The following is an 11,963-nucleotide window of genomic DNA, read 5'->3' on the forward strand; positions in this document are numbered from 1 at the left end:
GTGGGCGTTCGCCCGGCACTACAAGTCAGAACAGGCCCGACGGACAGCGTTGCCGGCGTGGTTGCACACCTACAATCACCACCGGCAACACTCCGCCATCGGCAGGAACGTTCCCTTCAGTCGTTTGACCAACGTCCCTGGGCAGTACATCTAGTCGGCGAACGCCTCGATCGGCGGGCACGAGCACACCAGGTTCCGGTCACCGTGGGCGCCGTCGATACGACGGACCGGCGGCCAGATCTTCGGGGCGTCCTTGCCCGCGGGGAACACCGCGAGCTCGCGCGAGTACGGGTGCTCCCAGTCGCCGACCAGGCAGGCCGCGGTGTGCGGGGCGCCGCGGAGCGGGTTGTCCTCCACCGGCCACTCACCGGCGGCGACCCGGCCGATCTCGGCGCGGATCGCGATCATCGCCTCGCAGAACCGGTCGATCTCGGCGAGGTTCTCCGACTCGGTGGGCTCGATCATCAGCGTGCCCGCCACCGGGAAGCTCATGGTCGGGGCATGGAAACCGTAGTCCGCCAACCGCTTTGCCACGTCGTCGACGGTGACGCCGGTGTCCTTGGTGATCGGGCGCAGGTCCAGGATGCACTCGTGCGCGACCATGCCGTCCTCGCCGGTGTAGAGCACCGGGAAGTGCTCGTCGAGCCGCCGGGCGATGTAGTTGGCGGACGCGATGGCGGTGAGCGAGGCCTGACGCAGCCCTGCCGCGCCCATCATCCGGATGTACGCCCAGGTGATCGGGAGGATCGACGCGCTGCCGTAGGGCGCCGCCGAGACCGGCCCGGCGCCGCCCAGCTCGGGCGCCATCGGGTGCCCGGGCAGGAACTGGCTCAGGTGCGAGCGCACCGCGACCGGGCCGACGCCCGGACCGCCGCCGCCGTGCGGGATGCAGAACGTCTTGTGCAGGTTCAGGTGGCTGACGTCGCCGCCGAAGCGCCCCGGGCGGGCGAGCCCGACCAGCGCGTTCAGGTTGGCGCCGTCGACGTAGACCTGTCCGCCCGCGTCGTGCACGGCCGCGCAGATCTCGGCGACCTCGTGCTCGTACACGCCGTGCGTGGACGGGTAGGTGATCATGATGGCGGCGAGCCGCCCGGCGTGGTCGGCGATCTTCGCCTTCAGGTCGTCGAGGTCGACGTCGCCGTTGGGACGGCACGCCACGACCTCGACCCGCATGCCCGCCATCACCGCGGAAGCCGCGTTGGTGCCGTGCGCGCTGGACGGGATCAGGCAGGTGTCGCGGTGGTCGTCGCCGCGGCTGAGGTGGTAGCTGCGGATCGCGAGCAGGCCGGCGTACTCGCCCTGGCTGCCCGCGTTCGGCTGCAGGCTCACCGCGTCGTAGCCGGTGATCGCGGCCAGCCAGTCCTGCAGGTCGGTGATGATCTGCAGCATGCCGGGGGCGTCGCCGGTCGGCGCGAACGGGTGCAGCCTGTTGAACTGCGGCCAGGTGATGGCCTCCATCTCGGCAGCCGCGTTGAGCTTCATGGTGCACGAACCGAGCGGGATCATGCTGCGGTCCAGCGCGATGTCCTTGTCCGAGAGCCGGCGCAGGTACCGCATCATCGCGGTCTCGGTGCGGTACGCGACGAAGGCCGGGTGGGTCATGAACAGGGAGGTCCGCGCGAGCGACGCCGGCAGCGAGTCTGCGCCCTGCGGCACCGCCGCACCGCCCACCCCGAACGCGGCCAGCACGGACTCGAGGTGCGCCGCGGTGGTCGCCTCGTCGCAGGAGATGCCCACGTGGTCGGCGTCGACGCGCCGCAGGTTGACGTTCCAGGCCTTCGCGGCCGAGATGACGGCGTCGGCGCGGCCGGGCACCCGGGCGAGCACGGTGTCGAAGAACGCCTCGTGCACCACCTCGACGCCCGCGGCGCGCAGCCCGGCGGCGAGTGCGGTGGCGTGGCCGTTGACGCGCCGGGCGATCGCCCGGAGCCCGTCGGCACCGTGGTAGCTGGCGTACATCGCGGCGAGCACCGCGAGCAGCACCTGCGCGGTGCAGATGTTGGAGGTGGCCTTCTCCCGGCGGATGTGCTGCTCACGGGTCTGCAGCGCCAGCCGGTACGCCTTGTCGCCGTCCGCGTCCACGGAGATGCCCACGAGCCGGCCCGGAAGCTGGCGGGCGTGCTTGCTGTGCACCGCGAGGTAGCCGGCGTGCGGCCCGCCGAAGCCCATCGGGACACCGAAACGCTGAGTGGTCCCGAAGCAGGCGTCCGCACCCTGGTCGCCGGGCGGGGTCAGCAGGGTCAGCGCCAGAAGGTCGGCGCCGACCGCGACCAGCGCGCCACGCTCGTGCGCGGCGGCGATCAGGTCGCCGTGGTCGACGACGCGGCCGGACGCGCCGGGCAGCTGCGCCAGCACGCCGAAGAACTCGCCCTCGGGCAGTCCCTGGGTGAGGTCCGCCTCGACGAGCTCGATGCCGAGCGGCGTCGCCCGCGTCTCGATCACGGCACGGGTCTGGGGGAACAGGTCGACGTCGATCACGAACCGCGGCGAGCGACTACGGCTGGCGCGACGCAGCAGGGTCATCGCCTCGGCCGCGGCGGTGGCCTCGTCGAGCATCGACGAGTTGGAGACCTCCATGCCGGTCAGGTCGGCGACCATGGTCTGGAAGTTGAGCAACGCCTCCAGCCGGCCCTGGCTGATCTCCGGCTGGTACGGCGTGTACGCGGTGTACCAGGCCGGGTTCTCGATCAGGTTCCGCACCAGCACCGGCGGGGTGAGGGTGTCGTAGTAGCCCAGTCCGATCATGGAGGTGGCGACGGTGTTCTGGTCTGCCAGCCGGGTCAGCTCGGCGAGCACCTCGTGCTCGGAGAGCGGCGCGGGCAGCACGTCCAGGCCGTCGCTGACCCCGTCCGTGACGGTGTCGAGGATGACCTCGGGGACGGCCTTGCCGGCCATCTCCTCGAGGCTCGCGACGCCGACGACGTCGAGGATCCGGGCGAGCTCGCCCGCGTCCGGACCGACGTGGCGGTCGACGAAGGTGTGGCTTCTGGCGTCTGACAAGGCAACTCCCGCGGGTGAAGGGTCCTAGGACACGCCCCGCGTCCTGCGGTGCGCTCCTCCCCCTCTGTCGCCTGCTCGTCGCCGCGAGCGCCTGAGAGATTCGGAAACCGACGACGGTCGGCCCCTTTCCCCGTGGGCGGGTGGGTACTCCCACCGCTTTCCAGAGACGTCGTAGCCCGCGCGGTCCCTTGTGCCTGAGAGATTGACGGGGAGGTGTTGCTCCTTCGGCGTCCGGAGCGAAATCCTCCGGAACTCTCCCGCGCGACGCGACGTACCTAGAATTCTAGGCTACGAATTCACCCGCGCGCGACGGCCCAACCCGTCGGGGACTGTGTCCACCGACACGTTTCTCGACGCCGATGTCAGCCGATCTTGCGGTTGGCCCGGTTCTTGCGACGCGACGCCAACTCGTCCTCGGGGCTCGGCTCGCTCTCGCCGCCGTCGGCCCGCTCGGCGGGGAAGTCCGCGATGGCGCCGGTCAGCTCGCGCATTGCGCCGCTGACCGCGATCCCGAACACGCCCTGACCGCCCTGCAGCAGGTCCACGACCTCCTCCGCGGAGGTGCACTCGTAGACGGTGGTCCCGTCGGAGAAGAGGGTGATCTTGGCCAGGTCGCCGACGCCCCGCTTGCGCAGGTGATCGACCGCGACGCGGATGTTCTGCAGGGAGATGCCGGTGTCGAGCAGTCGCTTGACGATCTTCAGGACCAGGATGTCCTTGAAGGAGTACAGGCGCTGACTGCCGGATCCCGCGGCCCCGCGGATCGACGGCACCACCAGTGAGGTGCGGGCCCAGTAGTCGAGCTGGCGGTAGGTGATGCCGGCGATCTGGCAGGCGCTGGGCACCCGGTAGCCGACCAGTTCGTCCGGCACCGAGTCGTCGGGGAACAGGCCCGGCTGCATGTCCTCCACCGGGCCTGAGGGAATCTGGGACTCGGGGACGGGGGTCTCGACGACCGGGGCGTTCGGAGTCTGGGCGTTCGGAGTCTGGGCGTTCGGAGTCTGGGCGTTCGGAGTCTGGGAATCGCCGCTCGATGCGTCGTCACCGGCCGACCCGGCCCGGTCTCCCGGGTTCGAGACGAGGTTTCGCCGAGGATCCTGCGGCTGATCTACCACTGACTGCTCCCTCTCGCACGGACAAATCCCATACCGTGGATTCAACTCAGGGTACGCCCCGGGACGAATCACATGATGGATATTTACTGGTGCAGACGGTATGGGGCCACGAAAGCGCGGTCAACGCAACACGCCCAAGCGGCACCTACCAGAAGTCACAACGATCTGGTTTCACCAGGTCGCGACACGGAGGCAATTGTTACGTATCTGTTGCTTTGAAGTCGTCAGGGGACACCGACTCGAGAAACTCCTTGAACTTCTCGACCTCGTCCTCGCGCTCGTCCGGCATCACCAGGCCCGCCTCGGCCAGCACGGTCTCCTCCGCGAAGATCGGCACCCCGGCCCGCAGCGCGATCGCAACGGAGTCCGACGGCCGGGCCGAGACCCGCAGGTCCTCGTCGAAGACCAGGTCCGCGTAGAACGTGCCTTCCTGAAGGTCCACGATCCGCACCTCGCGCAGCGTGTGGCCGAGCGCCCCGATCAGGGTGGTGATGAGGTCGTGGGTGAGCGGACGCGCCGGCTCCACGCCCTGCTGTTCGAGGGCGATCGCGGCGGCCTCCGTCTGACCGATCCAGATGGGGAGGTACCGGTCGCCGTCGGCCTCCCTGAGCAGCAGTACCGGCTGATTCTGTGGCTGCTCGACACGAATCCCGATCACACGCATCTCGCTCATCGCGTCTGCCTTCCGTCTGCCGTGGCACTTCCCCGCACACCGAAGCGGTACCGCCGATTCTATTCCGACACCGCGACGCGTTCGACTCCTGCAGGGTCAGCGGTCGAGGGCGCCACGTACCGCGGTCTTGACCAGGCAGGTGTGCAGCGTCAAGGACAGCGCCGCCAACTCGCGGACCATCTCTTCCGCCCGGTCCCGGGCGCCCGCGTCACGACCCTTGGCCACCGGCCCGGCGATCTGGGCGACCAGACCGGCCTCGCGGTCGGCCGCCAGCTTGAACGCACGCAGGTGCCGCACCTCGAGCCCGAAAGCGGACATCGCCTTCGCGGTCCGCGCCAGGGTCACCGCCTCCTCGTCGAAGAAGCCGGCGGCGCCGGGCACCACCAGCCCACCGCGGATCAGCTCGGTGAGGAATCCCTCGTCCGTCCCCGAACGGGCCAGCAGGTCCACCCGGCTGATCCGCACCTCACGGTCGGCTCGGAACTCCTCCGGGGAGACCTCGCCTGGCGCGATGGCGAGCGCCCGCGGCCGTCGCGGCGGCGAGTCCGGGGACCCGACCACCGCGACACCGCGGTCGATCGCCTCGAGCTGTTCCTTGATGACCTTGAGCGGCAGGTACTGGTCACGCTGAGCAGTCAGCACAAACCGCAGCCGTTCACAGTCCGACACCGAGAACCGCCGGTATCCCGACGGAGTGCGCTCCGGACTGATCAGCCCCTCCGCCTCGAGGAAGCGGATCTTCGAGATGGTGATGTCCGGAAAGTCGGGGCGCAACCGGTCCAGGACGGAGCCGATCGACATCCCGCCCTGGGTCCGCTGCCGGACGGCAGTCATCAGCTACCCGAACCCGCAGCCGAGTCGCCGGACGCGCCGCGGGGGCCGGTCAGGAACACGAGACGGAACTTGCCGATCTGCACCTCGTCGCCGTTGGCGAGCGTGGCGGAGTCGACCGGCTCCCGGTTGACGTAGGTGCCGTTGAGGCTGCCCACGTCGACGACCTGGAAGTCGTTCTCGTCCTGACGGAACTCGGCGTGCCGACGGCTGACCGTGACGTCGTCGAGGAAGATGTCGCTGTCCGGATGCCGACCGGCCGAGGTGGTCGGCTGGTCCAGCAGGAACCGCGATCCGGCGTTGGGGCCGCGCTTGACGACGAGCAGCGCCGAACCGACAGGCAGACCCTCCACCCCGGAAACCGGCGCCTCGGCGGCGGGCGTGGCGGTCGCCGTGCCGTCCAGTTCACTGAGGAAATCCGCGCGGAAAACCGACGTGGTTTCTGCCGGCGTTTCCCCAAGAACCGCGTCGTTGTCGTTCTCGCTCACCGTTTCTCCTCCTCAGTCCGACCGATCCGGGAGACCTCCCGGACAAATCTATAGCCACAACCACATTCCGATGCGGACCTGCGCCCCGACACGGCGAATGCGCTCGCCTTCGACCGTACCCTGCGACAGCCTGTCCGCGTAGACATCGCCGGTCGAGTCGGGTGCAGGTTACTCGCCTGCGAGCGCCTTGTAGGCGTCCGCGTCGAGCATGCCCGCGAGCGCGGCGTCGAGGGTCGCCTCGTCGGCGACCTCCAGCTCCACCAGCCACCCGCCAGCGTACGGAGCGGAGTTCACCAGCTCCGGGCTGGCCTCCAGATCCGCGTTTGCCGCAATGACTTTCGCGTTCAGTGGAGCGTAGATGTCCGAGACGCTCTTGGTCGACTCGACCTCGCCGAAGGAGTCACCGGCGACGACGTCCTCCTCGACGGCGGGCAGCTGTACGAAGACGACGTCGCCGAGCTGCGACTGCGCGAAATCCGTGATGCCGACCCGAACGGTGGCCGGTCCGGTCCGCTGGACCCATTCGTGCTCCGCCGTGTAGCGCAATTCGCTCGGCGTATTGGTTTCACTCACCGTGAGGTCCTTTCGACGATCTTCCGAGGGGCGCGCCGCGCGCGCCGTTGACAAATCGGAGATCTCAGTTGCCGGGACGAGAGTATTGGCGCGGTTTCGTCTCTCGCAAGGCGGCGATCGTGACCTGCTGCGATTGATCGACCGAAACCCGGCCGCCGCTGCGCGCGACGGTGTCCACCACGCCACCGGGAATGTTCAGCGCCGCCGCCAGCGTCGGCGGGTCACCGATCGCGACCACCTTGTACGGCGCCGCCAGCGCGGTCCCGTCGAGCTGAATCCGGCCCGCCTGCCCGGTCACCCAGGAATTCACCCCGATCCGGATCGGCTCGGATCCCGCGCCGCCCACCTCGATCGCCTCGGCACCGGCCGCCCGCAACTCCTGGATCAGGTCCAGCAACACCTCCGAGCCGACGCCGTTGTTCGGGTCGGTGACGGTCAACTCCACACCCGGTCCGGTCGCCGGGGCGGCGCCCACCTGGATCGACAGCGCCGCCAGCCGTGCCTTCGCCTCGGCCAGCGCCGCCTCGGAGCCACCGCCGCTGCGCTGCAGGGTCGCCAGCGTGGCCTCGAGCGAGGAGACCTCCTCGCGCAGCGCCGCCTCCCGCTGGTTGAGGTTGTCCAGCAGCACCAGCAGGTCCGCCGGCCGGGCGGAGTCCAGGCTGTCGCCGGAACCGGTGTCGCGCACCTGGGTCACGATCGCGACGCCCAGGACCCCCACCAGCAGCGCGGCCAGCAGCCCGAAGACCACCCGGGACCGGCGCGCGGCCGCGGCGGTGTCGGTGCGCAGCTCATGCCTGCCCTCGCCGTTCACCGCTCACGCACCGAACAGTCGACGCCGCAGCGCGGCGGCGTTGCCGAAGATCCGGATGCCCAGGACCACCACTATCGCGGTGGACAGCTGGGTCCCCACGCCGAGTTGGTCACCGAGCCACACGATCAACGCCGCCACCAGCACGTTGAACACGAAGGACACCACGAACACCTTGGCGTCGAATATCTCGTCCAGGTACGCCCGCAGGCCGCCGAACACCGCGTCCAGTGCCGCCACCACCGCAATCGGCAGGTACGGCTGCACCGCGTCGGGCACCTGCGGGCGGAACACCACGCCCAGCACGATCCCCGCGACCAACGCGAGCACCCCGTAGATCGCGTACCCGTTCTTCACGGCCTTGACCGGCTTCACTGCCCACTCACCTCGCGTGCGGTTCGAATCTCCCGGGCGGATGCCCCGGGTACGGAAAGGTCGTCCTGCTCGGTCACGGTGAATCCCGCGCCGTAGAGCTGTGCCACGCCGGACATCCGCAGGTAGGCCTCGCTCACCACGAACCCGGTCTGCATCTTGGCGGTGGACCCGATCGCCGAGATCACGTACGGCGACGGCACCGGCTGGTTGTCCACGAGCATCGCGCCACCAGCCTGCCGGACCGTGACGGCCGGACCGACCCGGACGCCGCCCACGGCGACCGCCTCGGCGCCGCTGGCCCACAGCGCGTTCACCACCGACTGGATGTCCCGGTCCAGGACCACCGGCTTCGCGGCGCGCGCGTTGGGCCTGGACTGGTCCGACAGGTCCGGCCGAGCCGACGGGTCGGTGAGGGTCACCTGGAGTCCGGGTCCGTGCACCGGGTCCAGCGCCGCCGCCTGCTCCATCGCGCCGAGCCGGCCGAGGACGTCCGCGCCGTGCGCGTCGCCGGCCAACGCCGCGGCCCGCAGGGTCTCGGTCTGTGCGGCCAGCTCGTCCCGGGTCCGGGCGAGGTCGTCGCCGCGGGACTCGGCGGCGTCGACCTTGGTCAGGATCTCGCTGCGCACCTGGTCGGTGCCCGGCGCCCGGTCGCTGGCCTGCGCGTACGCCACCCCGAAGAGCAACCCGAGCACGATGCCGCCCGCCACGCACCACGCGGTCGCGTGCAGCGGCTTGTGCAGCGAGTGGCCGCGCGCCCGGTCCTCGGCGGCCGCCGCGTAGCCCGGGTCGAGCCCTTCGTTCTGCAGTGCGCGCAGCAGCGCCGGGGCCGGGTTACGGCGGACTTCCTCCCGTTTCACCGGCGTTCTGGCTCCGTCTGCCGCGCACCGACCGGCACCTCACGGGCGATGTTCGCCGCGGCCAGCAGGTACAGCAGGCCGGTCCACACGTACAGGCCGGTGCCCCAGATGAGCAGCGCGTAACCCCAGGCCCGCGCGATCGGGGCGAATCCCCAGTCGCCCTGCGCGGCCAGCACCAACGGCAGCGCGAACATCAGGGCGAACGTGGCGGCCTTGCCCAGGTACAACACGGCGGGCGGCGGCAGCCCACGGCGACGGTAGATCGGCAGGACCAGCGCCAGGATCAGGTCGCGCCCGATCAGGATGGCCGCCACCCACCACGGGATGATGCCGCGCAACGTGAACCCGACCAGGGTGGTGATCACGTACAACCGGTCCACCAGCGGGTCCAGCAGCGCACCCAGCCGGGAGGTCTGGTTCAGCAGCCGGGCCAGCTTGCCGTCGGCCCAGTCGGTGAACCCGCTGAGCATCAGGATCGCCAGGGCCCAGCCGTCCGCCTGCGGGACGAGCAACAGGTACAGGAACAGCGGGATGCCGAGCAGACGGATCACGCTGAGCACGTTGGGGACCGTCAGCACCCGGTCGGTCACCACCGGCTCCGCGACGGCCGCCTCGCCCGCAGTCGCTTCTGGGACGTTCGGGCCGTCCGCCACACCACGTGGCCGGTCTCCGGTGTCCATTGGTCCCCCTGCGCTGTCGGTCCGCGATTACTGCGGACCAGCGTGTCACACGGAGTGGCCCGGTGCCCGGACCCGGGCCACCGCGTCGGCGCTGAGGCTGCCCAGGTAGAGCCAACCGTCGGCCTCCCGCACCCCCGTGACCGGCGCGTAGCTGCCCTTGCCGCCCTGCAGGCTGTGCACCACGGTGCTGTCGCCGTCCAGGCCGAGCACCCACCCCCGCTGCTCCGGATCCGGCTGCGCCCACCCCGGCAGGTTCGCCGCCACGATCCGCAGGGCCGGGTGCGGCGCCAACAGGTCGAGCAGGTGCATGCGCGGACTGTAGAGCGCCACCCAGAAGATCCCGGCGGCGGTCTGCGAGGTGACGTTGTCGGGGATCCCCGGCAGGTTCTCCGCCCACGTCGAGACCGTGCCGGCCCGCGGTCCGGTCAGCTCCACCCGCCTGATCCGGTAGGCGCCGGTCTCGGCGACGATCAGGTAGGACTCGTCCGCGGACAGGCCCACCCCGTTGCCGAACTGCAACCCGTCGGCCAACAGGTCTGTCTCGCCGGTCGCCGGGTCCAGTCGTACCAGCCGCCCGGTGCCGCAGTGTTCGAGCAGGTCGTTGCGGTGCTCGGCAATGGTGAAGCGGGCGGAGGAGTCGGTGAAGTAGACGGCCCCGTCCCGGCCGACGGCGGAGTTGTTGCAGGCGACCAGCGGGGTGCCCAGGGCGGTGTCCGTCAGTGTCTCGATCCGGCCGGTGTCGTCCACCCGGAGCACGCCGCGTTCGGCGTCACAGACGAGGTACCGACCGTCGTCGAGGACCTCCACCCCGAGCGGGCGGCCGCCGGTGTCGGCGACGACGGTGGCCCGGCCCGGGGCGTCGAAGCGCCACACCTTGCCGTCGTCGGTGCCGGTGACCAACCGGCCCTCGTGGTCGACGGCCACGTCCTCCGGTCCGCGGCCGGCGGGCATGGTCCAGCGCTCCGCGGCGTCGAGTTCGGTGTTCGGCGCCAGCACTCCCGTCAACGGGGGCGGGGTCGGCGCGTGCCAGGCCACCGGCTCGACGCCGGTCCGATCGAGCCGCCTCAGTGCCGAGTACACGATGCCCATGACCGAAACGGTAGACGCGCCGCGGCACCGGCGCGCGGCGATCGCCGCTCCTGCCGTGATCACCGCGCTCGGGCACCATGGACACGTGAACCTCGCCGCATACGAGTCGAAGCCACTGACCTACCCGGAGGTCGGGGCCACCCGCGGCCGCATGCCCGCGGGATATCACCACGTGCACGAGGCGCGGTCGGTCGGCCACGGGGCCGCGACGTTCGAACGTGCGGCAGCGACGGTTCTCGGCTGGGACGTGCACCGGGGCGCCGGACTGCGCGTCACCGCGTCGACGCCGGTGGCGCAGCCCGGCGCCGTCGCCGTGCTGGGCCTCGGGCCGCTCCGGGTCCCGTGCCGCGTCGTGTACGTGGTCGACGAGCCGCTGCGCCGGGGATTCGCGTACGGGACCCTCCCGGGCCATCCCGAATGCGGCGAGGAGTCCTTCGTCGTGGAGCTCGACCCCGATTCCGGCGACGTGCTGACCCGCATCACCGCGTTCTCGCGGCCCGGAAACCGGCTCATCAGGCTGGCCGGTCCCGCGAACCGGATGGTTCAGTCCGTGATCACCCGCCGCTACCTTCGCGCCGTCGGGTCCGTCTAGGGTCGCCGATCAGCGGGCCGCGAAATCCGGCTGGGCGAACGCGTCCACCCGGGTGTGCCTGCCGCGCAGCACCACCTCCCGGAACTGGTGCATGACCGCGGCGGTCGGCGCGAACAGGTACTCACCGCGAAAAGGCCACTGGATCAACGGTTCCGGGCTGTCGGCGATCGCGTGGAAGCGCGGTTCGCGATCCAGTTCGGCCATCGTCACCTCGAAGACGAGGGCCACCTCGTCGGGGTTCGGTGCGAGCGGCGCGTCCAGGTCACCGACCCACACGACCACCGGGGTGATGACGTACCCGGAGCGGGTGACGAAGTCGTCGAGCCGGCCGAGCACCCCCGACGGCGCGGCCCGCACCCCCAGCTCCTCCTCGAGCTCCCGGATCGCGGCCTCCGGCGGCGTCTCCCCCGGGTCGATTGCGCCGCCCGGCAGCGCGAACTGGCCGGGGTGTGCGCGCATCTTGCTCGGGCGCAGGGTGAGCAGGAGGGTCGGCTCCGCTCCTGCCCGCGTCACCACGGCCAGCGCGACCGCGGCGTGACGTCGGCCGCCCAGGTCGACGGTGCGCGTCTCGAACGCCCCGAGGGCGGCGGCGCAGGACTCGCGGGTGAGGGTCGGTGCGTCCATGGACCGACAGTAGCGGCCCGGTGCGGTTCCGGACCGCAGGTCCGAGCGACAGGCCCGAACGACTCGAGTCCCGAGCGCCGAGTTCCGGACGACACGGGAATCCACCCGCCCCGGAATACAGAAAAGGCGGCTCCGGATTTCTCCGGAACCGCCTTCAACTGTCGGGCTGACAGGATTTGAACCTGCGACCACCTGACCCCCAGTCAGGTGCGCTACCAAGCTGCGCCACAGCCCGTTTGCCCCCTTGCGGGTGCTCGA

General features: G+C 70.6%; 13 protein-coding genes, 1 tRNA gene, 1 pseudogene and 1 riboswitch. Of the genes and pseudogenes, 2 read left to right on the forward strand and 13 right to left on the reverse strand.

The annotated features are described in order from the left end of the window. A pseudogene (locus AC1DWC_RS25880) lies at window positions 1–154 on the forward strand (IS481 family transposase); the annotation flags it as partial. Here the strand turns inward: AC1DWC_RS25880 and gcvP are convergent. From gcvP to AC1DWC_RS25935, 11 genes are all read right to left on the reverse strand, one after another. Beyond that, complete coding sequence (gene gcvP, locus AC1DWC_RS25885; protein WP_477912667.1) at window positions 151–3,000, reverse strand: aminomethyl-transferring glycine dehydrogenase; 2,850 nt, start codon at window positions 2,998–3,000, stop codon at window positions 151–153. The pseudogene AC1DWC_RS25880 and the gene gcvP overlap by 4 nt on opposite strands. A 171-nt stretch (window positions 3,001–3,171) precedes the next feature. Then, window positions 3,172–3,270: riboswitch (glycine riboswitch) on the reverse strand. Between the two features lie 92 nt (window positions 3,271–3,362). After that, the gene (locus AC1DWC_RS25890; RefSeq protein ID WP_245709293.1) at window positions 3,363–3,902 is read right to left on the reverse strand and encodes a MerR family transcriptional regulator; all 540 of its coding nucleotides are present in this window, start codon (window positions 3,900–3,902) and stop codon (window positions 3,363–3,365) included. A gap of 412 nt (window positions 3,903–4,314) precedes the next feature. After that, a complete protein-coding gene (locus tag AC1DWC_RS25895) occupies window positions 4,315–4,788 on the reverse strand; it encodes a bifunctional nuclease family protein (protein WP_072845207.1) in 474 nt (157 codons plus the stop codon). Window positions 4,789–4,884: 96 nt separating this feature from the next. Next, a complete protein-coding gene (gene ftsR, locus AC1DWC_RS25900) occupies window positions 4,885–5,622 on the reverse strand; it encodes a transcriptional regulator FtsR (RefSeq protein ID WP_072845206.1) in 738 nt (245 codons plus the stop codon). Then, on the reverse strand, window positions 5,622–6,107 hold the full coding sequence (gene garA / locus AC1DWC_RS25905) for a glycogen accumulation regulator GarA (RefSeq protein ID WP_072845205.1): 486 nt from the start codon (window positions 6,105–6,107) through the stop codon (window positions 5,622–5,624). Before garA ends, ftsR begins: the two co-directional genes overlap by 1 nt. A 168-nt stretch (window positions 6,108–6,275) precedes the next feature. After that, window positions 6,276–6,680, reverse strand: a complete 405-nt coding sequence (gene gcvH, locus AC1DWC_RS25910) for a glycine cleavage system protein GcvH (protein WP_477912669.1) — start codon at window positions 6,678–6,680, stop codon at window positions 6,276–6,278. A 64-nt stretch (window positions 6,681–6,744) separates the two neighbouring features. Beyond that, entirely contained in the window at window positions 6,745–7,491 is a 747-nt protein-coding gene (locus AC1DWC_RS25915; RefSeq protein WP_477912671.1) for a DUF881 domain-containing protein, read from the reverse strand. Between the two features lie 3 nt (window positions 7,492–7,494). Continuing rightward, window positions 7,495–7,845 (reverse strand): small basic family protein, encoded by a 351-nt coding sequence (locus AC1DWC_RS25920; protein WP_072845315.1) that lies wholly within the window; start codon window positions 7,843–7,845, stop codon window positions 7,495–7,497. A gap of 14 nt (window positions 7,846–7,859) precedes the next feature. After that, complete coding sequence (locus tag AC1DWC_RS25925) at window positions 7,860–8,720, reverse strand: DUF881 domain-containing protein (RefSeq protein WP_477912673.1); 861 nt, start codon at window positions 8,718–8,720, stop codon at window positions 7,860–7,862. Continuing rightward, entirely contained in the window at window positions 8,717–9,400 is a 684-nt protein-coding gene (locus AC1DWC_RS25930; protein WP_477912675.1) for a CDP-alcohol phosphatidyltransferase family protein, read from the reverse strand. Before AC1DWC_RS25930 ends, AC1DWC_RS25925 begins: the two co-directional genes overlap by 4 nt. A 45-nt stretch (window positions 9,401–9,445) precedes the next feature. Beyond that, window positions 9,446–10,489: an SMP-30/gluconolactonase/LRE family protein gene (locus AC1DWC_RS25935; protein WP_477912677.1), complete on the reverse strand. Its 1,044-nt coding sequence runs from the start codon at window positions 10,487–10,489 to the stop codon at window positions 9,446–9,448. A gap of 85 nt (window positions 10,490–10,574) precedes the next feature. Here AC1DWC_RS25935 and AC1DWC_RS25940 point away from each other — a divergent pair, with 85 nt between their 5' ends. Further along, window positions 10,575–11,081 (forward strand): DUF1990 family protein, encoded by a 507-nt coding sequence (locus AC1DWC_RS25940; RefSeq protein WP_477912700.1) that lies wholly within the window; start codon window positions 10,575–10,577, stop codon window positions 11,079–11,081. A 9-nt stretch (window positions 11,082–11,090) separates the two neighbouring features. Here the strand turns inward: AC1DWC_RS25940 and AC1DWC_RS25945 are convergent, their stop codons facing one another. Both AC1DWC_RS25945 and AC1DWC_RS25950 read right to left on the reverse strand, forming a co-directional pair. Next, window positions 11,091–11,705, reverse strand: a complete 615-nt coding sequence (locus tag AC1DWC_RS25945; RefSeq protein ID WP_477912679.1) for an NUDIX hydrolase — start codon at window positions 11,703–11,705, stop codon at window positions 11,091–11,093. 161 nt (window positions 11,706–11,866) lie between these two features. Then, a tRNA-Pro gene (locus AC1DWC_RS25950) sits at window positions 11,867–11,940 on the reverse strand. Window positions 11,941–11,963: the final 23 nt, after the last annotated feature.

The organism is Rhodococcus sp. P4_C10 (assembly GCF_056402135.1).